At 72.2% G+C, this 23,830-nt stretch carries 23 protein-coding genes and 1 tRNA gene; 15 read left to right on the top strand and 9 right to left on the bottom strand.

All coding sequences use genetic code 11. The annotated features are described in order from the left end of the window. The first annotated feature begins 51 nt into the window (after window positions 1–51). The 4 genes from ACFYL6_RS03735 (at window position 52) to ACFYL6_RS03750 (ending at window position 2,318) form a co-directional block, all read left to right on the top strand. A tRNA-Leu gene (locus ACFYL6_RS03735) sits at window positions 52–132 on the top strand. Window positions 133–238: 106 nt separating this feature from the next. Beyond that, window positions 239–1,054 (top strand): Bax inhibitor-1/YccA family protein, encoded by an 816-nt coding sequence (locus tag ACFYL6_RS03740; protein ID WP_357763033.1) that lies wholly within the window; start codon window positions 239–241, stop codon window positions 1,052–1,054. Between the two features lie 138 nt (window positions 1,055–1,192). Further along, a complete protein-coding gene (locus tag ACFYL6_RS03745) occupies window positions 1,193–1,951 on the top strand; it encodes a Bax inhibitor-1/YccA family protein (protein WP_387166992.1) in 759 nt (252 codons plus the stop codon). Between the two features lie 46 nt (window positions 1,952–1,997). Beyond that, window positions 1,998–2,318 (top strand): hypothetical protein, encoded by a 321-nt coding sequence (locus ACFYL6_RS03750; protein ID WP_387166996.1) that lies wholly within the window; start codon window positions 1,998–2,000, stop codon window positions 2,316–2,318. Window positions 2,319–2,330: 12 nt separating this feature from the next. Here the strand turns inward: ACFYL6_RS03750 and ACFYL6_RS03755 are convergent, their stop codons facing one another. The 3 genes from ACFYL6_RS03755 to ACFYL6_RS03765 all read right to left on the bottom strand — a co-directional run bounded on the left by ACFYL6_RS03755 (window position 2,331) and on the right by ACFYL6_RS03765 (window position 5,534). Continuing rightward, complete coding sequence (locus ACFYL6_RS03755) at window positions 2,331–3,593, bottom strand: acetyl-CoA C-acetyltransferase (protein ID WP_387166999.1); 1,263 nt, start codon at window positions 3,591–3,593, stop codon at window positions 2,331–2,333. Window positions 3,594–3,672: 79 nt separating this feature from the next. Continuing rightward, window positions 3,673–4,485, bottom strand: a complete 813-nt coding sequence (locus tag ACFYL6_RS03760) for an SGNH/GDSL hydrolase family protein (protein ID WP_387167002.1) — start codon at window positions 4,483–4,485, stop codon at window positions 3,673–3,675. After that, window positions 4,482–5,534, bottom strand: coding sequence for an SGNH/GDSL hydrolase family protein (locus ACFYL6_RS03765; RefSeq protein ID WP_387167005.1), 1,053 nt, complete (start codon window positions 5,532–5,534; stop codon window positions 4,482–4,484). The genes ACFYL6_RS03760 and ACFYL6_RS03765 overlap by 4 nt, the downstream gene beginning before the upstream one ends. Before the next feature lie 154 nt (window positions 5,535–5,688). Here ACFYL6_RS03765 and ACFYL6_RS03770 point away from each other — a divergent pair, with 154 nt between their 5' ends. Together ACFYL6_RS03770 and ACFYL6_RS03775 are read left to right on the top strand one after the other, a co-directional pair. Then, entirely contained in the window at window positions 5,689–6,045 is a 357-nt protein-coding gene (locus ACFYL6_RS03770; protein WP_030328742.1) for a YkvA family protein, read from the top strand. A 72-nt stretch (window positions 6,046–6,117) separates the two neighbouring features. After that, a complete protein-coding gene (locus ACFYL6_RS03775; protein WP_387167008.1) occupies window positions 6,118–7,488 on the top strand; it encodes a cystathionine beta-synthase in 1,371 nt (456 codons plus the stop codon). Between the two features lie 121 nt (window positions 7,489–7,609). Here the strand turns inward: ACFYL6_RS03775 and ACFYL6_RS03780 are convergent, their stop codons facing one another. The 4 genes from ACFYL6_RS03780 to ACFYL6_RS03795 form a co-directional block, all read right to left on the bottom strand. Then, a complete protein-coding gene (locus ACFYL6_RS03780; protein WP_387167011.1) occupies window positions 7,610–8,119 on the bottom strand; it encodes a GNAT family N-acetyltransferase in 510 nt (169 codons plus the stop codon). Further along, complete coding sequence (locus ACFYL6_RS03785) at window positions 8,116–9,045, bottom strand: ribonuclease Z (RefSeq protein ID WP_387167014.1); 930 nt, start codon at window positions 9,043–9,045, stop codon at window positions 8,116–8,118. The genes ACFYL6_RS03780 and ACFYL6_RS03785 overlap by 4 nt, the downstream gene beginning before the upstream one ends. 370 nt (window positions 9,046–9,415) lie before the next feature. Next, window positions 9,416–10,078: a peptide-methionine (S)-S-oxide reductase MsrA gene (msrA, locus tag ACFYL6_RS03790; RefSeq protein ID WP_124854717.1), complete on the bottom strand. Its 663-nt coding sequence runs from the start codon at window positions 10,076–10,078 to the stop codon at window positions 9,416–9,418. A 76-nt stretch (window positions 10,079–10,154) separates the two neighbouring features. Beyond that, window positions 10,155–10,577 carry an HIT family protein gene (locus tag ACFYL6_RS03795; RefSeq protein WP_387167017.1) on the bottom strand — a complete coding sequence of 141 codons (423 nt, stop codon included), beginning with the start codon at window positions 10,575–10,577 and terminating at the stop codon, window positions 10,155–10,157. Between the two features lie 97 nt (window positions 10,578–10,674). Here ACFYL6_RS03795 and ACFYL6_RS03800 point away from each other — a divergent pair, with 97 nt between their 5' ends. The 3 genes from ACFYL6_RS03800 (at window position 10,675) to ilvA (ending at window position 14,537) form a co-directional block, all read left to right on the top strand. Then, entirely contained in the window at window positions 10,675–11,817 is a 1,143-nt protein-coding gene (locus ACFYL6_RS03800) for a cystathionine gamma-synthase (RefSeq protein WP_387167020.1), read from the top strand. Between the two features lie 12 nt (window positions 11,818–11,829). After that, window positions 11,830–13,239, top strand: a complete 1,410-nt coding sequence (locus tag ACFYL6_RS03805) for an amidase (protein WP_387167023.1) — start codon at window positions 11,830–11,832, stop codon at window positions 13,237–13,239. A 77-nt stretch (window positions 13,240–13,316) separates the two neighbouring features. After that, on the top strand, window positions 13,317–14,537 hold the full coding sequence (gene ilvA / locus ACFYL6_RS03810) for a threonine ammonia-lyase (RefSeq protein ID WP_238660038.1): 1,221 nt from the start codon (window positions 13,317–13,319) through the stop codon (window positions 14,535–14,537). A gap of 97 nt (window positions 14,538–14,634) precedes the next feature. Here ilvA and greA read toward each other — a convergent pair whose 3' ends face one another. Together greA and ACFYL6_RS03820 are read right to left on the bottom strand one after the other, a co-directional pair. After that, entirely contained in the window at window positions 14,635–15,132 is a 498-nt protein-coding gene (greA, locus tag ACFYL6_RS03815; RefSeq protein ID WP_238660037.1) for a transcription elongation factor GreA, read from the bottom strand. A 156-nt stretch (window positions 15,133–15,288) separates the two neighbouring features. Further along, complete coding sequence (locus ACFYL6_RS03820) at window positions 15,289–15,729, bottom strand: DUF4307 domain-containing protein (protein ID WP_387167027.1); 441 nt, start codon at window positions 15,727–15,729, stop codon at window positions 15,289–15,291. Window positions 15,730–15,932: 203 nt separating this feature from the next. Here ACFYL6_RS03820 and mca point away from each other — a divergent pair, with 203 nt between their 5' ends. The 6 genes from mca (at window position 15,933) to purE (ending at window position 23,777) form a co-directional block, all read left to right on the top strand. After that, window positions 15,933–16,814: a mycothiol conjugate amidase Mca gene (mca, locus tag ACFYL6_RS03825; RefSeq protein ID WP_387167030.1), complete on the top strand. Its 882-nt coding sequence runs from the start codon at window positions 15,933–15,935 to the stop codon at window positions 16,812–16,814. Window positions 16,815–16,862: 48 nt separating this feature from the next. Continuing rightward, window positions 16,863–17,156 (top strand): hypothetical protein, encoded by a 294-nt coding sequence (locus ACFYL6_RS03830; RefSeq protein ID WP_112582453.1) that lies wholly within the window; start codon window positions 16,863–16,865, stop codon window positions 17,154–17,156. A 179-nt stretch (window positions 17,157–17,335) separates the two neighbouring features. Next, entirely contained in the window at window positions 17,336–19,867 is a 2,532-nt protein-coding gene (locus ACFYL6_RS03835; RefSeq protein ID WP_387167033.1) for a putative bifunctional diguanylate cyclase/phosphodiesterase, read from the top strand. A 52-nt stretch (window positions 19,868–19,919) separates the two neighbouring features. Continuing rightward, on the top strand, window positions 19,920–21,956 hold the full coding sequence (locus ACFYL6_RS03840; RefSeq protein ID WP_387167036.1) for a thioredoxin domain-containing protein: 2,037 nt from the start codon (window positions 19,920–19,922) through the stop codon (window positions 21,954–21,956). A 121-nt stretch (window positions 21,957–22,077) separates the two neighbouring features. After that, window positions 22,078–23,253, top strand: coding sequence for a 5-(carboxyamino)imidazole ribonucleotide synthase (locus ACFYL6_RS03845; protein WP_091394173.1), 1,176 nt, complete (start codon window positions 22,078–22,080; stop codon window positions 23,251–23,253). Window positions 23,254–23,285: 32 nt separating this feature from the next. After that, the gene (purE, locus tag ACFYL6_RS03850; RefSeq protein WP_387167039.1) at window positions 23,286–23,777 is read left to right on the top strand and encodes a 5-(carboxyamino)imidazole ribonucleotide mutase; all 492 of its coding nucleotides are present in this window, start codon (window positions 23,286–23,288) and stop codon (window positions 23,775–23,777) included. Window positions 23,778–23,830 lie beyond the last annotated feature (53 nt).

The following is a 23,830-nucleotide window of genomic DNA, read 5'->3' on the forward strand; positions in this document are numbered from 1 at the left end:
GACCGGCTACGGTGACACTGCACCAGGCGTGTCGGCGCGCCGGTGCCACTCGCCCGGGTGGTGGAAAGGCAGACACGGCCGCCTTAAAAGCGGCTGCCGAAAGGCGTGCGGGTTCGACCCCCGCCCCGGGCACCGGTCGACTCACACATTCTCATTCGTGATCTCCAGGACTTGGCTGTGCCGTTTACTCTTGGACGGCACGTTCACGTGCAAACGACCCCCTGAGGGAGGCCAGACAGTGAAGACCTCGAACCCGGTGCTCGCCCGGCTCGGCCAAGCGGCCGAGCGGGAGCGCTCCGCCGGGTACGCCCCGGCCGGGCCGTACGGACAGCCCGGCATTCCCCAGCAGTACCCGTCCCAGGCCGGTTACCCGGCCGCGCCGCCGACCGTGGCGCCCATGACCGTCGACGACGTGGTCGTCAAGACGGTCGCTCTGCTCGGCATCCTCGGCATCACCGCCGCAGCCGCCTGGGTGCTCGTGCCCGACGCCCTGGTCGGTACCGCCTGGATCGGCGCGGCGGTGGTCGGCCTGGTCCTCGGCTTGATCATTTCGTTCTCCCGGATGGCCAACCCGGCGCTCGTGATCGCGTACGCGGTCGTCGAGGGTGTCTTCGTCGGCATGGTCAGCAAGGCGTTCGAGACGGCCTACGACGGCATCGTGCTCCAGGCCGCCGCGGCCAGCTTCGGCATCTTCTTCCTGATGGCGATGCTCTACCGGGCGAAGGTCATCCGGGCCACCCCGGCCTTCGTCAAGGGCATGATCGCGGTGATGGTCGGCCTCTTCGCGGTCATGATGATCAACCTGGTGCTGGCGCTGTTCGGCGTCAACACCGGCCTGCGCGACGGCAGCCCGCTGGCCATCGGCTTCAGCCTGGTCTGCATCGTGGTCGCCTCGCTGAGCTTCGTGCTCAGCTTCAAGGAGATCGAGGACGGCGTCCGGATGGGCCTGCCGCAGCGCTACTCCTGGGTGGCCGCGTTCGGCATCCTGGTCAGCCTGGTCTGGCTCTACATCGAGATCCTGCGCCTGCTGAGCTACTTCCAGGGCGACGACTGACCTCGTCCGCACTGCCGACCGGCGCCCGTCCCCACTCCGGTGGGGGCGGGCGCCGTCGTCCGCGCCGTTTACCCGCCGCCGCCGGTCCGCCCGGGGCAGAGTGACTGCGAGGGGGGTACGCGGGCGAAGGAGGCGGCGGTGCGCAGCAACAACCCGGTGCTCAACCGGCTGGACGAGACCGGCCGGGTGGAGGCCCGGGTGCTCGGCGCCCGTGACGTCGAGCCGATGACCGTCGACGACGTGGTGGTCCGTACCGTCGGGTTGCTGCTGGTGACCGGCGTGGCCGCGGCGGTGTCCTGGGCGGTGATCCCCGACGCCGTGTGGTTGGGCGCCGCGCTGGCCGGCAGCGCGCTCGCCTCGATCGCGCTGGTCCTGGTCATCTCGTTGCGGGCGATCACCAACCCGGTGCCGATCGTCGGCTACGCCATCCTCCAGGGACTGCTGCTGGGGGTGGCGAGCCGTACCTTCGAGCAGGTCTATCCGGGCATCGTGGTGCAGGCGGTGGCCGGCACCTTCGGCGTCTTCCTCGGCATGGCGGCGCTCTACCGGGCCCGGGTGATCCGGGCGACGCCCCGGCTGGCCCGCCTGGTGATCGGCACCCTGCTCGGCATCGCCGTGCTCAGCGTGGTCAACCTGGTGTCGTACCTGATCACCGGGCGATCGGGCCTGGCCGTCTACAGCGTCAGCGGGCAGGTCGGCTGGCTGCCGTACGCCTTCTCGGTGGTGGCCATCATCGCCGGGGCGTTCAGCTTCATCCTCGACTTCGACCTCGTCGAGCGCTCGGTGCGCGACGGTCGAGCCCGTCGGTACGCGTGGCTGAGCGCGTTCGGCCTGCTCACCGGGTTGGTCTTCCTCTACTGGCAGCTTCTGCGGCTGCTCAGTTACCTGCGCCGCTGACCGGCCCGCCCCGACGCGGTCGCTGTCGGCCGTAGACTCGGCGGCGATGAGCGCAGCGGAGTTGGACAAGGCCGTGCAGTTGCTGGTCCGTCAGATCGCGCACTGGCAGCAGCCTCGGTGGGCGGCGGTCGCGACAACCGGCAACGTGTCCCGCGCCGACATGGTGCACCGCCTCGTGCAGGAGATGGCCAACCTGGCCGCCGACGCCGAGGGGGAGCCGCGCCGGGTCGTACCCCGGCTCGACAACGACCTGGCCCTGCCCGACCAGCTACGGGTGGTCACGGCGGACCTGCTGGCCGCCGACCCGGGACCCGAGGCGCTGACCCGGGCCGCCGCCGAGGTGACGGCGACCCGCGGCGCGCTCTGAGGGCAGCTCGGCTCAGCTGAGCCGTTCGAGCACCATGGCCATGCCCTGGCCACCGCCCACGCACATGGTCTCCAGACCGATGGTCTTGTCGTGCCACTCCAGTGCGTTGAGCAGGGTGCCGGTGATCCGGGCGCCCGTCATGCCGAACGGGTGGCCGACCGCGATGGCCCCGCCCATCACGTTCAGCTTCTCCTCCGGGATGCCCAGCTGCCGGTAGGAGGGGATGACCTGCGCGGCGAACGCCTCGTTGATCTCGACGAGGTCGACGTCGTCGATGGTCATACCGGCCCGCTTCAGGGCCTGCCGGGACGCCTCGACCGGCCCGAGACCCATGATCTCCGGCGACAGGGCGGTCACACCGGTCGAGACGATCCGGGCCAGCGGGGTGAGCCCGAGTTCCTCGGCCCGCTGGGCGCTCATCACCACCACGGCGGCGGCGCCGTCGTTGAGCGGGCAGCAGTTGCCGGCGGTGATCCGACCGTCCGGACGGAACACCGGCTTCAGGCCGGAGACCGCGTCGAGGGTGACGCCGGCCCGGGGCCCGTCGTCGGTGCTCACCACGGTCCCGCTCGGCGTGGTGACCGGGGTGATCTCCCGGGCCCAGAAGCCGTCGGCGATGGCCTTCTCGGCGAGGTTCTGGCTGCGTACGCCGAACTCGTCCATGTCGGCGCGGGTGACGTCGTACACCTGGGCCAGGTTCTCCGCGGTCTGCCCCATGGTCAGGTAGATGTCGGGCAGTTCGCCGGCCTCACGCGGGTCGGTCCACACCTCGGCGCCGCCCTGCGCGCGGCGCTTCGAGCGCTCGCCGGCCGACCCGAAGCGAGGGTTCTCCCAGCCGCCGCCGACCAGGGCCTGCGCCTCGGGCGGCAGCCCGTCGGAGCTGCCCCGGGCGTAGCGGGAGACCATCTCGACGCCGGCGGAGACGAACACGTCGCCCTCGCCGGCCCGGATCGCGTGCATCGCCATGCGGGTGGTCTGCAACGAGGAGGCGCAGTAGCGGGTCAGCGTGGCGCCGGGGACAGTGTCCAGACCGAGGAGGGTGGACACCACCCGGGCCATGTTGAAGCCCTGCTCGCCGCCGGGCAGGCCGCACCCGAGGTAGAGGTCGTCGATAGTGGTCGGGTCGAGCGCGGGGATCTTGTCCAGCGCGGCCTGGACGATGGTCGCGGCGAGGTCGTCGGAGCGGACGTCGCGCAGAGACCCCTTGTGCGCCCGGCCGATGGGGGAGCGGGCGGTGGCGACGATGACGGCGTCGCGGGACGACTCAATCGGCATGGACCAACGTTAACCCGCCAGTAACATGGCGCGGAAGAAGCGGACGCGGCGGGAAATGTCACCCCTGGCCGGGAACGATCTAGCGTCGGGTCGTGGCCGCCGCCGCGGCGACGATGGCGGGAAGCAGCGCGTGCGCCCACACCCGGTAGCCGTCGGCGGAGGGGTGGAAGCCGTCCTGGCAGAGCGTCCCCGCGTCGGCCCGGAACACCGGCCCGGTCTCGGTGGCCAGGTCCACCACCGAGCCGCCCGCCTCCAGCACGGCCGTGGTCTGCGCGCGGGCCACCCGACGGCCGGCCCAGCCGACGACCTGGCGCAGCGGAGGCGCGATGGCACGCACCGCCCCGAGGTCGGGGCAGGTGCCCACCACCACCTCGACGCGCGCCTCACGCAGCCGGTGCACCGCCGCGCCGAGGTAGGCCGCCGCGTCGGACGGTCGGCGCAGCCCGGTGGCGTCGTTCGCGCCGATCAGGATCAACGCCACGTCGGGCCGCTCACCGAGCAGCGCCCGGGCCACCTGGGTGGCGAGGTCCGTCGAGCGGGACCCGGAGACGCCGACGCTGGACAGGTGCACCCGACGACCCGTCGGCCCCTCGGCGAGCAGGTTGGCCAACTGCCCGCCGATGGTGTCCTCCAGACGGTCGACACCCACGCCCAGTGCCGACGAGTCGCCCAGCAGCACCAGTCGCAGCGGGGAGGCCCCCGCCCGGCCGATCGTGGCGCGCAGGGCCAGGCCCAGCTCCGGCTCGGCGTAGCGTCGGTGCCGGGCGACGAACGCCTCACCGGCGAGGACGGCAGCGCCGCCGACGGTGCCGGCGAGCAGCGAGAACGCCGCCGCCCGACCCAGTCGGCCGGCGAGGCCGGAGGTCACGCTCCGCGCGCTGCTCTCGTTCATGCCAGTCCCTCCACTGTCGAGGTGTCCGAGGCGGACCCGTGCTGCGGCACCGCGCCGACACCGAAGAACGCCCGTCGGCGCAGCTGCGCCCACCGGCCGGCCGGCCCTCGGTCGCGGCCCCGGACCTGGACGCCGCTGACCTCCGTGCCGGCGTGTCGAGCCGCCTCCTGCGCGGCCTCCGGCAGCGACCGTACGCCGTCGCCGCGGGTCGGTGTGGCCCGTCGTTCCGGGGTCGCGCCGAGGGCGGAGAGCATCGTCGGCAGGAGCGCGGCGGCGGCCATCGCGTACCCCTCGGCGGAGGGATGGAACCGGTCCCAGGCGAACATGCGCGTCGGCTCGGCCGCGAACCGGGGGCCGAGCAGGTCGCCGAGGGAGACCGTCCAGCCGCCCGCCTCGACCACGGCCACCGTCTGGGCCGCGGCGAGCTGGCGGCTCCAGCGGTGCGCCAGCCAGCGCAGGGGCGGCTGGATCGGGCGGATCGCCCCCAGGTCGGGGCAGGTGCCAACGACCACCTCGCACCCCGCGTCGCGCAGGGTGTGCACCGCCTCGACCAGATAGCGCACCGCCAGGCCGCGCGGGGTGCGGTTGGTGATGTCGTTGCCGCCGATGAGGATCACCGCGATGTCGGGTCGGCACTCCAGCGCCGCCTCCACCTGGTGGCGCAGCGCCGCCGAGATGGCGCCGACCACCGCGAAGCGGTGCAGCTGCACCGGCCGGTGCAGTCGACGGGACAGGCCGGTGGCGAGCAGCGCCCCGGGCGTCTCCCGACGGCGGTGCACCCCGTAGCCGGCCGCCGACGAGTCACCGAGCACGACCATGGTGAGCGCCGGACCGGGGAACTTCGCGCCGTACATCCCGTCGCAGCGGGGTGGCGGCGCCTCGGCCATCGGGATGGTCCGTCGAGCCTGGCGGGCCTGGCCGAGCAGCACCCCGCCGGTCGCCACCGCGGCCGCCGCGGTGGCGCCTGTCCCGATGGCTGCCAGCCGGACGAACCGCCGGGCCTGCCGCCAGCGCTCACCACCGGGTACGACCGAATGTGCCACCCCCATACCGCGACATTATCGCGCTACACCGACACACCGCTGTCGTCGTGACGGCACCCGGGTGCCTGGAAACCGACGCGACGGGGTATCTGGGTGGATGGAAGAGGCCGGCCGACTTGCGCCGACCCGCCACGCTGATCCGGCGGAGAGGAGCGCGACGATGGGTAAGACACTGAAGCGCAGCGCGGCGTTCACGGCCCTGGCGCGGGCCCTGGCGGCCGGGGCGCGCAACGGGCCGTCGATCGGCACGCGGTTGGCCGCGCTGCCCCGGATGATCCGAGCCACCGCCAAGGGGGAGTACGACGGCGGCCTCCGGCTGGCCCTGATGACCGCGGCGACGGCGTACATCGTCTCGCCGATCGACCTGCTCCCGGAGATCCCGCTGGCGATCTTCGGGCTGGCCGACGACGCGGTCATGGTCACGTGGTTGGCCGGCAGCGTGCTCGCCGAGACCGATCGCTTCCTGGAGTGGGAGGCCCGCCGCAGCTCGGTCATCCCCGGGGGGCTGGTGCCCTGACGGCACGTACGCTGGGCGACGAGGAAACGTCTTCCCGGCCGCCACCGCCGGCGCCGCAACGAAGGGCACACCGTGCAGTACTACGACAACGTCGTCGACATGATCGGAAACACCCCGCTGGTGCGTCTGCGTAACGTCACCGAGGGCATCCAGGCCACCGTGCTGGCCAAGGTGGAGTACGTCAACCCGGGCGGCTCGGTGAAGGACCGGATCGCGCTGCGGATGGTGGAGGACGCCGAGGCCGCCGGCCTGCTCAAGCCCGGCGGCACCATCGTCGAGCCGACCAGCGGCAACACCGGCGTCGGGCTGGCCCTGGTGGCCCAGCTCAAGGGCTACAAGTGCGTCTTCGTCTGCCCGGACAAGGTCAGCCAGGACAAGCAGGACGTGCTCCGGGCGTACGGCGCCGAAGTGGTGGTCTGCCCGACCGCCGTCGCTCCGGAGGACCCGCGCTCGTACTACAACGTCTCCGACCGGCTGACCCGGGAGATCCCCGGCGCCTGGAAGCCCGACCAGTACAGCAACCCGGCCAACCCGCGCTCGCACTACGAGACGACCGGCCCGGAGCTGTGGAAGCAGACCGACGGCGAGCTCACCCACCTCGTGACCGGCGTCGGCACCGGCGGCACCATCTCCGGCATCGGCCGGTACCTCAAGGAGGCATCCGAGGGTCGGGTGCGCATCGTCGGGGCCGACCCGGAGGGCTCGGTCTACTCCGGCGGCACCGGGCGGCCGTACCTGGTGGAGGGCGTCGGCGAGGACTTCTGGCCGGAAACGTACGACCGGGGTGTCGCCGACGAGATCGTCGAGGTCTCCGACAAGGCGTCCTTCGAGATGACCCGGCGACTGGCCCGCGAGGAGGGGCTGCTGGTCGGCGGTTCCTGCGGCATGGCGGTGGTCGCCGCCCTGGAGGTCGCCCGCCGGGCCGGCCCGGACGACGTGGTGGTGGTGCTGCTGCCCGACGGCGGCCGCGGCTACCTCTCCAAGATCTTCAACGATTCGTGGATGGCCCGGTACGGCTTCCTCGACAACTCGGGCGCGGAGCCGACGGTGGCCGACGCCCTGGCCAGCAAGCCGGGTGGGCTACCCGAGCTGGTGCACGTGCACCCGACCGAGACCGTCCGCGACGCGATCGACTACATGCGCGAGTACGGCGTCTCGCAGCTGCCGGTGCTCAAGGCCGAGCCGCCCGTGGTGACCGGTGAGGTCGCCGGCTCGATCGCCGAGCGGGACCTGCTCGACGCGCTGTTCACCGGTCAGGCCCACCTGCACGACACGATCGAGCGGCACATGGGCGACCCGCTGCCGATGATCGGTGGTGGTCAGCCGGTGAGCGAGGCGGTGGGCCTGCTGGAGAAGTCCGACGCCGCCCTGGTCCTGGTAGACGGCAAGCCCAAGGGCGTGCTCACCCGCCAAGACCTCCTGTCCCACCTAGGCGCCCACTAACCCACCCCACCCCGTCCCGCCCCCCGCCGATCTTGCACTTGCTGTCGCCTGAACGTCGCTATTGCGGTGTTTCGTCCCGACAGAAAGTGCAAGATCGGCAAGGTGGGAGGCGGGCCTGGGGTCAGAGGGGGCGGGCGTAGCGGAGTTGTCGGGTAGGTGTTGAGCCGATCATCTCGTCTCGTTCGTCGCCCGTCGGGGTCCAGCCGCCGCGCTCGTAGAAGGAGCGGGCGTGGGCGTTGTCCCGCAGCACCCAGAGCGCGGCACGCCGCCAGCCCTGCGCCCGCATGGCGTCCAGCGCGTCCACCATCAGGGTGCGGCCGGTGCCGCGGCCCTGCTCGGCCGGGTCGAGGTGGATCGCGTTGAGCAGCCCGGTGGCAGGGTGGTCCTCGTCGTCCGGGCCCAGGTGACTGAACCCGACCAGCGCCCCGGCCCGTTCGGCCACCGTCATCCGGTGGGTGTCCCGCTCCCAGACCCACCGCTCGACCCAGTACCGCCCCATCGCCTCCGGTGTCGGGTTGGCCAGCGCCTCGGCCGGCAGGAAGGCGGAGTACGCGGCGACCCGGGAGCGCTGGTGCAGGGCGCCCACCGCCATCAGGTCGCCTTCGGTTGCGGGGCGGAGCGTGACGGTCACCCGGCCGAGGCTACCCGGCGCGGCGGAAGCTGCACCGTGGTCAGGTCCTCGGCAATGATCAGATCGCCGTCGAAGTGGACGCGCGCCTCGTCGTGGAACCGGCGCGGGTCGGTGTAGCGCTGGGAGAAGTGGGTGAGCACGAGTCGGCGTACCCCGGACTCGGTCGCCACCCGGGCGGCCTGCGCCGCGGTCAGGTGGCCGACCTCGGCGGCGAGCGCGGCCTCCGACTCCAGGAACGTCGACTCGATGACCAGCAGGTCGGCGTGCTCGGCGAGGGCGTACACCCCGTCGCAGAGGCCGGTGTCCATCACGAAGGCGAACCGCTGCCCCGGCCGGGGCACGCTCACCTCGGCCCGGGTGACGCGGCGTCCGACGAGGTCCAGGTGGCCGACGCGGATCAGCTCGCCGACGGCCGGCCCGGCGATGCCGTACGCGGCCAGCTTCTCCGGCAGCATCCGGTGCCCGTCCGGCTCGACAAGCCGGTAGCCGTACGTCTCGATGGGGTGCCGCAGCCGGCGTGCCTCCAGCGTGCCGCAGCGCAGGGCGATTCGCTGCCCGTCGGCCTCGATGGGCTCGACCCGCAGCTCGGCGGTCTCGTAGAACGAGGTGGCGTACCGCAGCCGGGCGAAGTATTCGGCGCCGCCGGCGGGGAAGTGCACGGCCACCGGGTGCGCCACCCGGTCCAGGGAGAGTCGCTGGATGGTGCCGGGAAGGCCGAGGCAGTGGTCGCCGTGGAAGTGGGTGACGCAGATCCGGGTGAGGTCCGTGGCGGTGACCGTGGTGTGCAGGAGCTGACGCTGGCTGCCCTCGCCCGGGTCGAAGAGGATCACCTCGTCGTCCCAGCGCAGCACGTACCCGTTGTGGTTGCGCTGTCGGGTCGGCGCCTGGCTGGCCGTCCCGAGCACCACCAGCTCGCGCATGGACATCGCCACTCCCGCGGATATGGAGCGACCCCCGGGGCGCTCCGCGCATCTGCGCGGGCCGGCTGGACTTGGCCGGCACCCCGGGGGTCGGGTGGCTGTCGTGGATTCGCCGCACCGCTGCCACACGGTCTCGACGATGGTGCTTTTTGCCCACCTCGCGGCGGGCCGATCACTGTCGAGGACAGCGGCTAGCTGACAGCCACCTCACGAGTCCGATTGCTATACAAGTCTGGACCACCTCCTTTCACGTGTACGGCCACGTTATCGAGTTCTCGTCGGGCTCGGCAACGGATTTCGATCACAGGGCCGAACGGGAATGCCCGGCCACCTCCTGAGAGGTGGCCGGGCATCACGGGTGTGCGGGTGGCGGTGGTCAGCCGCCGACACGGGCCACGCCGACCGGGCAGCTCAGCCCGTTCGGGCCGTGGTTGCAGTACCCGTTCGGGTTCTTGGTCGGTGCCAGGTACTGCTGGTGGTAGTCCTCGGCAAAGTAGTAGCTGCCGAGCGGGGCGATCTCCGTGGTGATCTCACCCTTGCCGGCCCGCGTCACGATCGGCTGGAACGCGTCCCGGGACGACTCCGCGATGGTCCGCTGCTCGTCGGTGGTCGTGTAGATCGCCGAGCGGTACTGGGTGCCCACATCGTTGCCCTGGCGCATGCCCTGGGTCGGGTCGTGGTTCTCCCAGAAGACCTTCAGCAGGTCCTCGTAGTTGATCTTGCTGGGGTCGTACACCACCTGGACGACCTCGGCGTGCCCGGTCCGGCCGGAGCACGTCTCCTCGTACGTCGGGTTCTTGGTGATGCCACCCGCGTAACCGGCGGAGGTGGTGTAGACGCCGGGAAGCGTCCAGAACAACCGCTCGGCACCCCAGAAACAGCCCATGCCGAAGACCGCGACCTGAAGGCCTTCCGGGAACGGGCCCTTCAACGGGGTGCCCAGCACCTCGTGGCGGTCGGCGACCGGCATGGCGATCGGACGGCCCGGCAGGGCCTGGTCGGGCGAGACCATATCGGCGTTCATACGGCGCAAAAACACGGTGGGGATCTCCTCTCGTACCTCTCCCAGCGTGTAACACCGGAGGGTCCAGCTTTCTTACCCGCGTGACCGCGAGTCAGGCCCCACCGGGCAGCGCGGTCGCGACCCGGTCCGCGTACGTCTGGGCCTCGGTGTCGTCGTCGTACCGGGTGCGGGGCCAGAAGAAGCCACGCAACCCGTCGCCCTTGGTCCGGGGGACCACGTGGGTGTGCAGGTGGGGCACCGATTGGGACACCTTGTTGTTCATGGCCACGAACGTCCCACCGGCGCCCAGAGCGGTCTCCACCGCCACCGCCAGCCGCTGGACCATGGCGAAGTAGCCGGGCAGCAGGTCGGCCGGCAACTCGGCCAGGCTCACCAGGTGCACCCGGGGCACCACCAGAACGTGCCCCTTGAACACCGGCCGGGTGTCCAGGAACGCCACCCCGTCCGGGGTGTCGGCCACCCGGAACGCCGGCACCTCGCCCGTCACGATCCCGCAGAACACGCAACCGCTCATCGGGCCAGGCTATGTCGGCGGCTCCCCGGCGGCCCGGCCCCGCCCGAGAGCGCGGGTTCCGTTCCAGCCCTCGGGACGGGGCACTAGCCTCACCAGAATGAGTCACGGCTTCGAGACGCTCGCCATCCACGCCGGTCAGGACCCTGAGGCCCGCACCGGCGCGGTGATCCCACCGATCTACCAGACCAGCACGTACGCCCAGGACGCGGTCGGCGCGCCCCGCCTCGGCTACGAGTACAGCCGCTCCGGCAACCCGACCCGTGACGCGCTCCAGGAGTGCCTGGCGGCGCTGGAGGGCGGGCCGGTGGGGCTCGCCTTCGCCAGCGGCCTGGCGGCGGAGGACACCCTGCTGCGGGCCGTGTGCCAGCCCGGCGACCACGTGGTGATCCCGGACGACGCGTACGGCGGCACGTACCGACTCTTCGCCCGGGTCGCCCAGCGTTGGGGCCTGGAGTTCAGCCCGGCCAAGGTCTCCGACCCGGCCGCGGTCCGGGCGGCCGTGCAGCCCGGCCGCACGAAGATCGTCTGGGTGGAGACGCCGACCAACCCGCTGCTCGGCATCGCCGACATCGCCGCCCTGGCCGCCGTGGCCCACGACGCGGGCGCCCTGCTGGTGGTGGACAACACCTTCGCCTCGCCGTACCTGCAGCAGCCGATCGCCTTCGGCGCGGACGTGGTGATGCACTCCACCACCAAGTACATCGGTGGGCACTCCGACGTTGTCGGTGGCGCGCTCGTGGTCGCCGACGCCGGGCTCGGCGAGGAGCTGCGCTACCACCAGAACGCGATGGGCGCGATCAACGGCCCGTTCGACGCCTGGCTCACCCTGCGGGGCATCAAGACCCTCGGGGTACGCATGGACCGGCACTGCGACAACGCCGAGCGGCTCGCCGCGTACCTCGACGGGCACGCCAAGGTCGCCCAGGTGCTCTACCCGGGGCTGCCCTCGCACCCCGGTCACGAGACGACCGCCAAGCAGATGCGCCGGTTCGGCGGCATGATCTCGTTCCGCGCCGCTGGTGGTGAGGACCACGCCGTGGACATCTGCAACCGGGCCAAGCTCTTCGTGCTCGCCGAGTCGCTGGGCGGCGTGGAATCCCTGATCGAGCACCCGGGTCGGATGACACACGCAAGTGCTGCCGGCTCGCCGCTTGAAGTTCCCGGCGATCTCGTGCGACTGTCTGTCGGCATCGAGACGGTCGACGACCTACTCGCCGATCTGGAGCAGGCGCTGGGCTGACCGCTGGGGAGGATGGCCGTGCAGGACATCATGGCGACCTGGGTCGGGGCGACCGCCAAACAGATCGCCCGGGGCGTACGCCGAGGTGACGTCTCGGCGACCCAGGTCGTCGCCGACCACCTCGAGTACATCTCCCGGGCCGACCGTGAGCTGGCCGCGTTCCGCGCCGTGCGCGGCGGGGAGGCGATCACCGAGGCGGAGAAGGTCGACGAGCAGGAAGACCTGGCCAACCTGCCGTTGGCCGGGGTTCCGGTGGCGGTCAAGGAGAACACCCCGGTCGCCGGCCTGCCCACCTGGAACGGGTCGGCCGCCGCCCGCACCGACGTCGCGGAGGCCGACCACGAGGTGGTGCGTCGGCTGCGCGGCGCCGGCGCGGTGATCCTCGGCGTGACCCGGATGCCGGAGCTGGGGCTGTGGGCAGTCACCGACGACAACAGCGCGGTGACCCGTAACCCGTGGGACAGCACGCGTACCCCGGGTGGGTCCTCGGGTGGTGCCGCCGCGGCGGTCGCCGCCGGGCTGGTGCCGATCGCGCACGCCAACGACGGCCTCGGCTCGATCCGGATCCCGGCGGCCTGCTGCGGGCTGGTCGGGCTCAAGCCCGGTCGGGGTGTGGTCCCCTGCCAGCTCGGGGCGGACGACTGGTTCGGCCTCACCGAGCACGGCATGTTGACCAGCACGGTCGCCGACGCGGCGGTCGGCTTCTCGGTGCTCGCCGGCCGGCGTCCGGAGAAGCTGGTCCCCCCGCAGCGCCTGCGGGTGGGCGTCTCGCTGCGCTCCCCGGTGCGCGGCGTCTCACCGGACGCGCCCAACCGGGACGCGGTCGCCGCCGCCGGCCGGCTCCTCGCCGCAGCCGGGCACGACACGGTGCCGGCCGATCCGGTCTACCCCACCGCGCTCGGCCTCCAGGGCATCGCCACCTGGTTCGCCGCGGCCGCCACCGACGTCCGGGCCGCTGGCCTGGACCGGCGTGGGCTGCAACGGCGTACCCGGCGGCACGTCGCGCTGGGCGAGTGGGCGCAGCGTCGCGGCTACGTGCGGGAGGCGGACCGGGCCGCCTGGCGGCAACGGTCGGTCGACTTCTTCACCGACCACTCGGTCGACCTGCTGCTCACCCCGGCGCTGGCCAGCGCGCCACCGGAGGCGGCCCGCTGGTCGGAGCGGTCCTGGCGGGCGAACATGACAGCCAACATCCGGTACGCCCCGTACGCCGCACCCTGGAACATCGCCGGCCTGCCGGCGGTCGTCGTGCCGGTCGGCCGCCGCCCGGACGGCCTGCCGGTCGCCGTGCAGCTGGTCGGCCCGCCCGGCTCGGAGCTGCTGCTGCTCGGCGTGGCCGGCCAGTTTGAGATGGCCGCCCCGTGGACGCGCCACGCTCCCGGCTACCCCCGGGTCGGCACGGGGTCGCCGGCCACCGCCTGACCGTCGACGTTGTGCGCGGCGTCGTGCCCCCCGGTGTCGCCGCCGAGGGTTCCGGAGTCGGGTGGCACGATCGGGGCATGACGGAACTGGTCGGTCTCGACGACGTGCGGGCCGCACGGGAGTTGCTCGCTGGCGTCATCCGCACCACCCCGCTGGAGCCCTCCCGGCCGCTCAGCGCGGCGCTGGGCGGGCCGACGTGGCTCAAGTGCGAGAACGTGCAGCGCGCCGGCTCGTACAAGGTGCGGGGCGCGTACGTGCGGATCTCCCGGTTGTCGGCGGCGGAGCGGGAGCGCGGTGTTGTCGCGGCGAGCGCGGGCAACCACGCGCAGGGCGTGGCCCTCGCCGCCGGCCTGGTCGGCACGCACGCCACCGTCTTCATGCCGGTCAACGCGCCGCTGCCGAAGGTGGCCGCCACCAAGGGGTACGGCGCACAGGTCGAGTTGGCCGGAAACACGGTCGACGAGTCGCTGGTGGCCGCGCACACGTACGCCGAGCGCACCGGCGCGGTGCTGATCCACCCGTTCGACCACCCCGATGTGATCGCCGGGCAGGGCACGGTGGCGCTGGAGATCCTCGAACAGTGTCCGGACGTGAAGACGATCATCACCGGGGTGGGTGGCGGCGGTCTGATCTCGGGCATGGCGGTGGCCGCGAAGGCGTTGCGACCGGACGTCCGGATCATCGGCGTGCAGGCGGCCGGCGCGGCCGCGTTCCCGCCCTCACTGGTCGCCGGAGAACCGGTGCGGCTGCCCGTCTTCTCCACCATCGCCGACGGCATCGCGGTCGGGCGACCGGGCGAGATCACCTTCAACCACGTGCGCAAATTGGTCGACGAGATCGTCACGGTCTCCGAGGAGGACATCTCTCGGGCCCTGCTGATGCTGCTGGAGCGCGGCAAGCAGGTGGTCGAGCCGGCCGGGGCGGTCGGTGTCGCCGCGCTGCTGGCCGGCGTGGTCGAGGTGGAGACGCCGGTGGTCGCGGTGCTCTCCGGCGGCAACATCGACCCGTTGCTGATGCTGCGGGTGATCGAGCACGGGCTGGCCGCGGCGGGTCGCTACCTGCGGGTGACCGTCCGCTGTTCGGACCGGCCGGGGCAGCTCGCGTCGCTGCTCAGCCAGATCGCCGAGCACCGGGCCAACGTGGTGGACGTGGAGCACCAGCGGGCCAACCCGCACCTCAGCCTCGGGGAGGTCGAGGTGGCGCTGTCGGTGGAGACCCGGGGCGTCGAGCACTCGGACACCCTGATCAGCGCCCTGCGGGCCAGCGGGTATCAGGTGGTCTTCGCGGCCGAGGCGTGACACCGGTGGGGTGCCACGCCTCGGATGCGCCGTGTTTCGACAGTGGTCGCGGGCGTCGGTCGGCCCGGCCGGCAGCGGGTAACGCGGTCGGCGACGGTCAGCCGGAGAACGGCTCGAAGCTGACCACGGTCACCTTGATGTCGGCGCCGCTCGGGGCCGTGTAGGTGCAGGTCTGCCCGGGTCGACCACCCAGGATCGCCTTGCCCAGCGCGGACTCGGGGCTGTAGACGGTCAGGTCGGTCGTGGCCGCGATCTCCCGAGAACCGAGCAGGAAGGTCTCGGTGTCGTTGGTGTCGTCGTCGAAGTAGATCGTCACGACCATGCCCGGCGACACCGCGTCGGCGGTCGGTGCCTCGCCGACCTTCGCGGTGCGCAGCAGCTCCTGCAGGTAGCGGATGCGACCCTCGGCCTTGCCCTGCTCCTCGCGGGCGGCGTGGTAGCCGCCGTTCTCCCGCAGGTCGCCCTCCTCGCGCCGAGCGTTGATCTCGGCTGCGATCGCCGGGCGGTTGGCGATGTGCTCGTCGAGCTCGGCCTGGAGGCGGTCGTACGCGTCCTGGGACAGCCAGGTGGCGGGCGCCTCGTTGCCAGTGGACACAGGCGTTCTCCTCAGTTGTGCGTGGCTGGCTGACAGGTGAACTACCAAGTTACCAGTGCGGTACGACACAGCGTGTCGGCCATCACCGCCGGTGTCCGGATCCGACACCCGCGGTAGGCGCCCGGTCGGCCCGGTTTTCGGTGCTGTTTGGGCAGCTCAGGACGGTGGTCGGCAGCGCAGAACCTCGCCGATGAACGGGCGCGCGGTGGTGGCCAGGCGGTGCCGGGTGGTGACGTGCCGGTCCCCGGGATCGGCGGTCACGGTGACCTGTTCGCGGGCCACCTCGGCGCCGGAACGGTCCCGGGCTCGCAGCACGCAGACCGCTGATCCACCCGGCGGGACGGTCACCCGAAAGTCGACAAGCACCTGCTTGTCCGTGATGTCGGTGTACGTGATCACCTGGGCGTCGTAGACCGGGTCACCGTACTGGCGGTAGAGCCGGACCGAGATCACGGTCAGCGTCGCCACGAGCGCCAACAGCGCCAGCGCGGCCAGCAGCGTACGGCGGCGCTTTCCGCCCGGTGCCCGGCGGCGGCCGTAGCGCCCGGCCGGGAATACCGGCGCGCCTGCTGAAATTGTGGCGTGCGTCTCGGTCACCGGCGGGTATCTCCTGGCGTTGTTGTCGGCGGCATCGGCAAGAATGGCAGAGCCCCATCCTCCCACCCGGTCCAGCGGCAGGAATAGCAGGTCGTGCGCGGCGCTGGTGGCCGGCGGCAGGGTGCGGTGAGGAAAGATCCCGGCAGGTCAGCCGGTCGAGCCCGGTCGGGTCCACCGTCCGGCACAGACGAGGAGCGCCGAAGTTGGCAGAGCAACTGCGTCTCATGGCCGTGCACGCGCACCCGGACGACGAGTCGAGCAAGGGCGCGGCGACGACGGCGAAGTATGTCGCCCAGGGGGTGGACGTCCTGGTCGTGACGTGCACCGGCGGCGAGCGCGGGAGCGTGCTCAACCCCAAGCTTGACCGGCCCGACGTGTGGGCCAACATCGGCGAGATCCGGCGAGCCGAGATGGACGCCGCGCGGGCGATCCTCGGCGTCGACCAGGCCTGGCTGGGCTTCGTCGACTCGGGCCTGCCCGAGGGTGATCCGCTGCCGCCGCTGCCCGAGGGTTGTTTCGCCCTCCAGGACGTCGAGGTCGCCGCGGGCCCGCTGGTGCGGCTGATGCGCGAGTTCCGTCCGCACGTGGTGACCACGTACGACGAAGAGGGCGGCTACCCGCACCCGGACCACATCATGTGCCACAAGGTGAGCGTGGCCGCGTTCGAGGCCGCCGGTGACCCGGAGCGCTACCCGGAGCTGGGCGCGCCCTGGCAGCCGCTGAAGCTCTACTACGACATCGGCTTCTCCAAGGGCAAGATCATGGCCCTGCACGAGGGCATGCTGGCAGCCGGTCTGGAGTCGCCCTACGAGGAGTGGCTCAAGCGGTGGGAGGATCGGCCCGACAAGGGCCCCCGGATCACCACCCGGGTGGAGTGCGCCGAATACTTCCCGGTCCGCGACGACGCGCTGCGCGCCCACGCCACCCAGGTCGACCCGGACGGCTTCTGGTTCCACGTGCCGATGGAGCTCCAGAAGAGCGCCTGGCCGACCGAGGACTACGAGTTGGCCCGCTCGATGGTCGACAGCCCGCTCCCCGAGTCCGATCTCTTCGCGGGGGTGCGGGAGACGGCGCACGCGCGCTGATTCCCGGCGGGGCTACCCTGGTTACCAACCGCACATCGGAGGAACGCCATGCTGACCGCTGCCCAGGTGCTCGCGGAGAACAACTTCGGGGACACCCGCACGGGTGGTCTGGCCGGGCCGATGGGCCTCTTCCTCATCCTGCTGCTGGCCACCGCGACCATCCTGCTGATCCGCAACATGAACGCTCGGCTGCGCCGCCTGCCGGACCGTTTTCCCCAGCAGTCCGGGTCGACCGACCCGACCAGGGCCGATGCGGCAGTCGTCGATCCGACAGACGGGACCGGGGGGCGTGATTCATCCACGCCCGCTCCCAACGGGCACCAGCAGCACCTGAACGGGTAGTCCGCGCATGAATCACGCCGAACCGGTTGGTCGCCCCCTGTTGCGGCCACCCGGTTTGGCTTAGCCTTCCGCCGGGGGGACCAAAAGTCTCCGAGCCGTGTGCGGGAGGGGGCGCCGATGACCAGCACAGCACCGGCCGCCCGCCGCGACGTCGGTCGGTCGGCTGACGGGGGAGGTCGATGACCTCCGGTCCGGCCGACGACCCGTTCGATCGGCTCGGGGTGCGTGGCACACCGGGCCGGCTGCTGGTGCTCACCGCCGCCGTCACGCTGACCGCCCTGGCCGCCGCCGCGGTCGGGCTGACCCTCCCGGTCCGGCTGCCGGCCGACGACCCCCTCGGCGGTCCGGCCCGCTTCGGCATCGCGGTCGCCGTCCTGGCCCTCGCCCAACTCGCCCGGCTGCGCTTCCGTTCGGCCGCGGGCATGGTCAGCATCACCTGGGGCGAGGCGGCCCTGATCGTCTGCCTCTATCTGACTCCGGCCGGCTGGCTCCCGTCCGCCACGCTGCTCGGCACCGGGCTGGCCTGGACGATGCTGTCACTGCACAACGACCGCCGTCCGGCCCTGGAGATCGTCCGGATCGCCGCCTCGTTGGCCGCCGCGTCGGCACTGGCCGTCTCCGTGACCACCGCGCTCGGTCGGCCGCTGCTCTCTCCGCCCACCCCGATGCTGGCGCTGGCCGTGATCGCCGGTTCGGTGACGTACCTCCTGGTGACCGCCTGGCTGGGCGGCGTGACGCTGGGTCTGCGACACGGGCTTCCGATCGGGCCACCGCTGCTCGCCGCGCTCCGCGGCAAGCTGCTGATGTTCGTCGGCAACGTGGCGGTCGGCCTCGTGGTGGTCGCACTGCTGGAGCTGGACCCGCGCTGGTTGCTGTTGCTGCCGCCACTGCTGTGGCTGCTGCAACAGACCTACCGTTACCGGCTGCGCTCCGATCAGGAGCGCCGCACCTGGCGCGCCTTCGCCGAGGCCACCGCGGCCCTCAACCAGCTCGACGAGCGGGGCGTGGCCACCGCGGCGGTCACCGGGGCGCTGACGCTGTTCAACGCCGAACTGGTGGACGTCGACGTGGCCCGGGCCGACGGGCGGTGGCACCGCTACCGGGGCGACGCCGGCGGTCAACTGGTCGACCGGGAGACCGGCCCACCGGACCAGTCCGAGCCGGACGAGCACGAGCTGAGCCGGGCGCTGTCGGTCGGCGCCGCGCCGGTCGGTCGGCTGCGGGTGCGGTTCCCCCGCTCGGCCCCGCCCACGGCCCGGGAACACGACGCAGTGGCCGCGTTCGGCGACGCGCTCGCCGCCGCGCTGCACGACGCCGCGACCCACCACGAGCTGCGGCTGGTGACCGCCCGTTCGTCGTACGAGGCGGTGCACGACCCGCTCACCGGGCTGGCCAACCGGGCGGCGATGCTGAGCAAGGGCGACCAGTCGCTGCGACAACTCAGCCACGATCACCCGGTGGCGCTGCTGCTGCTGGACATCAACCAGTTCAAGGAAGTCAACGACACCCTCGGCCACGCGGCGGGTGACCAGCTGCTGCGGCTGACCGCGAACCGACTCAACGCGCTGGTCCGCAGCGGCGACCTGCTCGGCCGACTCGGCGGCGACGAGTTCGCGCTGCTGCTCACGGCGGTGCCGGTCCTCGGTGACCGGGCCGCCCCGATGGCCCACGCGTTGCGCCAGGCCCGCGAGATCGCCGAGCGGCTGGCCGCGCCGACCGAGGTGGCCGGCGTACGGATGTCCATCGAGGTCTCGGTCGGGGTCGTGGTGGCCACCGCTGGCACCGCGGACCTGACCGAGCTGCTGCGTCGGGCCGACATCGCGATGTACCAGGCCAAGGAGGGTGGTGGCAACGTCGCCGCGTACGACGGCGCGCGCGACGCGGCCAGCACCGACCAGCTCGCGCTCCTGGCCGAGCTGCGTGAGGCGTTGAAGGTCGACGACCAGCTGGTGTTGGCTCTGCAACCGGCGGTCGACCTGGCCACCGGTGCGCCCACCGGGGTGGAGGCGCTGATCCGTTGGCAGCACCCCCGGCGGGGGTGGCTGAACCCGGCCGACTTCATCCGACCGGTGGAGAACAGCGAGCAGCTCGGCACCTTCACCCGCTACGTGCTGAACAAGGCGCTCAGCGTGGCCGCCAGTTGGGCCCGGGACGGGTTGGACGTCCCGATCTCGGTCAACCTCTCGGCGCGCAGCCTGCTCGACCCCCGGCTACCGGCGGAGATCGCCGAAGCGTTGCGCCGCCACCAGGTGCCGCCGCACCGGCTCGTTCTGGAGATCACCGAGACGGTGGTGATGAGCGAGCTGGAGGTCATCGACGAGGTGCTGGCGACGCTCCGCTCGATGGGCGTGCAACTCGCGGTCGACGACTTCGGCACCGGCTTCTCGTCGCTGACCTTCCTCACCCGGATCGCGGTGGACGAGTTGAAGGTGGACCGCTCGTTCGTCATCCGGATGGCCGACTCGCCGGAGGCCGCCGCGATCGTCCGGACGACCGTGGGCCTCGCCCACGAGTTGGGGCTGCGGGTGGTCGCCGAAGGGGTGGAGACCGCCGAACAGCGGATGGCCCTGGCCGAGCTGGGTTGCACCTCCGCGCAGGGCTACCACTTCTTCAAGCCGATGCCGGCGGACAAGATCGGCGCCGTGCTGGGGTCGCTACGCGACTCGGCGGAGTCGAACGTGTTCCGGCTCCGCGCCGACGGCGCGTCCTGACCGTCCGGGTGGAGCCCGCGCGGTCCGTGCCGGGGCTGGCTATGGTCGTCAGGTGAACCGACTCGTCGACGCCACCAGCCCGTACCTGCTTCAGCACGCCGACAACCCGGTCGACTGGTGGCCCTGGTCGGACGAGGCGTTCGCCGAGGCGAAGCGGCGGGACGTTCCGGTGCTCATCTCGGTGGGCTACGCGGCCTGCCACTGGTGCCACGTGATGGCGCACGAGTCGTTCGAGAACGCGCAGGTCGGCGCCCTGATGAACGACAACTTCGTGTCGATCAAGGTGGATCGTGAGGAGCGCCCGGACGTGGACGCGGTCTACATGACCGCGACCCAGGCGATGACCGGCCAGGGCGGCTGGCCGATGACCGTCTTCGCCACCCCGGACGGCACCCCGTTCTTCTGCGGCACCTACTTCCCGCGACCCAACTTCGTCCAGTTGCTCCAGTCGGTCGCCACCGCCTGGCGGGAGCAGCGCGAGGCGGTGCTGGGCCAGGGCGCCGCCGTGGTCGAGGCGATCGGCGGTGCGCAGGCCGTGGGCGGCCCCACCGCCCCGCTGGACGCGACGTTGCTCGACGAGGCCGCCGCCAAGCTCGCCAGCGAGCACGACGCCACGAACGGCGGGTTCGGTGGCGCGCCGAAGTTTCCGCCACACATGAACCTGCTCTTCCTGCTGCGCCACCACCAGCGCACCGGCGACCCGGCCAGCCTGGAGATCACCCGGCACACCGCCGAGGCGATGGCCCGGGGCGGCATCTACGACCAGCTCGCGGGCGGCTTCGCCCGGTATTCGGTGGACGCGCACTGGACGGTGCCGCACTTCGAGAAGATGCTCTACGACAACGCGCTGCTGCTGCGGGTCTACACCCAGCTGTGGCGACTCACCGGCGACCCGCTGGCCCGCCGGGTGGCCCGGGACACCGCCCGGTTCCTCGCCGACGAGCTGCACCGGCCGGGGCAGGGGTTCGCGTCGGCGCTGGACGCCGACACCGAGGGTGTCGAGGGGCTCACCTACGCCTGGACGCCGGCCCAACTCGTCGAGGCGCTCGGCGAGGAGGACGGCCGGTTCGCCGCCGACCTGTTCACCGTCACCGACCAGGGCACCTTTGAGCACGGCATGAGCGTGCTCAAGCTCGCCCGCGACGTGGACGATGCCGCGCCCGAGGTACGCGCCCGCTGGCAGCAGGTGGTCGGGCGGCTGCTCGCGGCCCGGGACACCCGCCCGCAGCCGGCCCTCGACGACAAGGTGGTGGCCGCCTGGAACGGCCTGGCGATCACCGCCATCGCCGAGTTCCAGCAGGTCGCCGCCGTGTACGCGTCCCCGCAGGACGAGGATGCCAACCTGATGGACGGCGTCACCATCGTCGCTGAGGGGGCGATGCGCCAGGCCGCCGAGCACCTGGCCACCGTGCACCTGGTGGACGGCCGGCTGCGCCGGGTCTCCCGGAATGGCAAGGTCGGCGAGCCGGCCGGCGTCCTGGAGGACTACGGCTGTGTGGCCGAGGCCTTCTGCGCGCTGCACCAGCTCACCGGCGAGGGCCGCTGGCTCACCCTGGCCGGCGAGCTGTTGGACACCGCGCTCGCGCACTTCGCCGCGCCCGGTGGCGCCTTCTACGACACCGCCGACGACGCGGAGCGGCTCGTCGCCCGCCCGGCCGACCCGACCGACAACGCCACCCCGTCCGGCCGGTCGGCGTTGATCGCCGGGCTGGTGGCGTACACGGCGCTGACCGGGGAGACGCGCTACCGGGAGGCCGCCGAAGCGGCCCTCGGCACGGTCGCGCCGATCGTCGGTAAGCACCCCCGGTTCACCGGGTACGCGGCCATGGTCGGCGAGGCGTTGCTCTCCGGGCCGTACGAGATCGCTGTGGTCACCGACGACCCGGCCGGCGACCCCCTGGTGGCCGCTGCCCGCCGGCATGCCCCGCCCGGAGCGGTGGTCGTCGCCGGGCGTCCGGACCAGCCGGGTGTGCCGCTGCTCGCCGACCGTCCGCTGGTCGAGGGGCGGTCCGCCGCGTACGTCTGCCGGGGTTTCGTCTGCCAGCGGCCGGTCACCTCGGTCGAGGAGCTGGTCGCCGAGCTGGGCTGAACGCACGGCCACGCCCGGTAGTCGCCCACGCGGCACGGCGGGTGCTCCCTCCAGCGCCTCCGAGGCGGGTCGCCAGCCCTCCCGGTGGGCACGTCGGCGGCCCGGATAGGCTGGCCGCGCTATGGATTCCCGTACCGGTCTGCCAGTTGTCGGCATGGTGGGTGGCGGCCAGTTGGCCCGCATGACCCACCAGGCCGCGATCGCCCTCGGCCAGTCACTGCGTGTGCTCGCGACAGCCCCCGACGACGGCGCGGCGCTGGTCGCCGCCGACGTCCAGTACGGCGACCACACCGACCTGGCCGCCCTGCGCACCTTCGCCAAGGGCTGCGACGTCGTCACCTTCGACCACGAGCACGTGCCCTCCGAGCACATCCGCACGCTGGCGGCGGAAGGGGTGCCCCTGTACCCGCCGGCGGACGCGCTGCTGCACGCCCAGGACAAGCAGGTCATGCGGGAACGCCTGACCGAGCTGGGCGCGCCCAACCCGGCCTGGCGGCCGGTCGGCGAGCCCGCAGACCTCGTCGGCTTCGGCGAGCAGGTCGGCTGGCCGGTGGTACTCAAGGCGGCCCGGGGTGGCTACGACGGCCGGGGCGTCTGGATGGTCGACGACGCCGCTCAGGCCACCGAGCTGGCGACCACGCTGCTCGCCGGCGGCACCCGGCTGATCGTCGAGGAGCGGGTGCCACTGCGACGGGAGTTGGCCGTGCAGGTGGCCCGTTCGCCGTTCGGCCAGGTGGCCGCGTACCCGGTGGTCGAGACGGTGCAGCGCGACGGCATCAACGTGGAGGTGCTGGCCCCGGCGCCGGGCCTGGACGAGGAGTTGGCGGTCGCCGCTCAGCAGCTCGCCATCGACCTGGCCACCGCGCTCGGTGTGATCGGCCTGCTGGCCGTGGAGCTGTTCGAGGTACGCGACGACGCGGGCCGGCCCGCGATCGTGGTCAACGAGCTGGCGATGCGTCCGCACAACTCCGGGCACTGGACCATCGAGGGTGCCCGGACCTCGCAGTTCGAGCAGCACCTACGGGCCGTGCTGGACTACCCGATGGGTGACACCGCGCTGACCGCCCCGGTGGTGGTGTCGGCGAACGTGCTCGGCGGTGAGCCGGGCGGAATGTCGATCGACGAGCGGTTGCATCACCTCTTCGCCGCCGAGCCGGGTGCCAAGGTGCACCTGTACGGCAAGCAGGTACGACCCGGCCGCAAGATCGGGCACGTCACGGTGCTCGGCGACGACCTGGACGACCTGCGGGCCCGGGCCGCACGGGCCGCGCGCTGGCTGCGTGAGGGCCACGAGTGAGCCACGGTTCCGGAAACGACGAAAGGGCCGCAGTGAGTACGGTTGGCTTGATCATGGGCAGCGACTCGGACTGGCCGACCATGCGGGCCGCCGCCGACGTGTTGGACGACTTCGGCGTGGCGTACGAGGTGCGGGTGATCTCGGCGCACCGGACTCCGGTCGCGATGATCGAGTACGGGCGCGACGCCGCCGACCGGGGCCTCAAGGTGATCATCGCGGGGGCCGGGGGTGCCGCCGCGCTGCCCGGCATGGTCGCCTCGGTGACGCCGCTGCCGGTGATCGGTGTGCCGGTGCCGTTGAAGCACCTCGACGGCATGGACTCGCTGCTGTCCATCGTGCAGATGCCGGCCGGGATCCCGGTCGCCACCGTGTCGATCGGCAACGCCCGCAACGCCGGCCTGCTCGCCGTACGGATCCTCGGTGCCGGCGACGAGGGCCTGCGCGCCAAGATGGCGACCTACCAGCAGGACCTGGAGAAGTTGGTAGCAGACAAGGAAGCCGCCCTCCAAGCAACCCTGGAGTAGCCCCCGCGAACCCCCACACCACCCGCGATCTTGCAGTTTCGGTCGTTGCTTCG

It is taken from the genome of Micromonospora sp. NPDC007208 (assembly GCF_042869175.1).
GTDB classification, from domain to species: Bacteria; Actinomycetota; Actinomycetes; order Mycobacteriales; family Micromonosporaceae; genus Micromonospora; species Micromonospora foliorum.

Coding starts and splice junctions, on each gene's coding strand:
- ACFYL6_RS03795 (WP_387167017.1), bottom strand. CDS start 10,577: ATGAGCGGTTGCGTGTTCTGCGGGATCGTGACGGGCGAGGTGCCGGCG.
- ACFYL6_RS03785 (WP_387167014.1), bottom strand. CDS start 9,045: ATGTCCATGCGCGAGCTGGTGGTGCTCGGGACGGCCAGCCAGGCGCCG.
- ACFYL6_RS03845 (WP_091394173.1), top strand. CDS start 22,078: ATGGATTCCCGTACCGGTCTGCCAGTTGTCGGCATGGTGGGTGGCGGC.
- ACFYL6_RS03750 (WP_387166996.1), top strand. CDS start 1,998: ATGAGCGCAGCGGAGTTGGACAAGGCCGTGCAGTTGCTGGTCCGTCAG.
- ACFYL6_RS03765 (WP_387167005.1), bottom strand. CDS start 5,534: ATGGGGGTGGCACATTCGGTCGTACCCGGTGGTGAGCGCTGGCGGCAG.
- ilvA (WP_238660038.1), top strand. CDS start 13,317: ATGACGGAACTGGTCGGTCTCGACGACGTGCGGGCCGCACGGGAGTTG.
- ACFYL6_RS03805 (WP_387167023.1), top strand. CDS start 11,830: ATGGCCGTGCAGGACATCATGGCGACCTGGGTCGGGGCGACCGCCAAA.
- ACFYL6_RS03770 (WP_030328742.1), top strand. CDS start 5,689: ATGGGTAAGACACTGAAGCGCAGCGCGGCGTTCACGGCCCTGGCGCGG.
- ACFYL6_RS03800 (WP_387167020.1), top strand. CDS start 10,675: ATGAGTCACGGCTTCGAGACGCTCGCCATCCACGCCGGTCAGGACCCT.
- ACFYL6_RS03755 (WP_387166999.1), bottom strand. CDS start 3,593: ATGCCGATTGAGTCGTCCCGCGACGCCGTCATCGTCGCCACCGCCCGC.
- ACFYL6_RS03835 (WP_387167033.1), top strand. CDS start 17,336: ATGACCTCCGGTCCGGCCGACGACCCGTTCGATCGGCTCGGGGTGCGT.
- ACFYL6_RS03830 (WP_112582453.1), top strand. CDS start 16,863: ATGCTGACCGCTGCCCAGGTGCTCGCGGAGAACAACTTCGGGGACACC.
- ACFYL6_RS03760 (WP_387167002.1), bottom strand. CDS start 4,485: ATGAACGAGAGCAGCGCGCGGAGCGTGACCTCCGGCCTCGCCGGCCGA.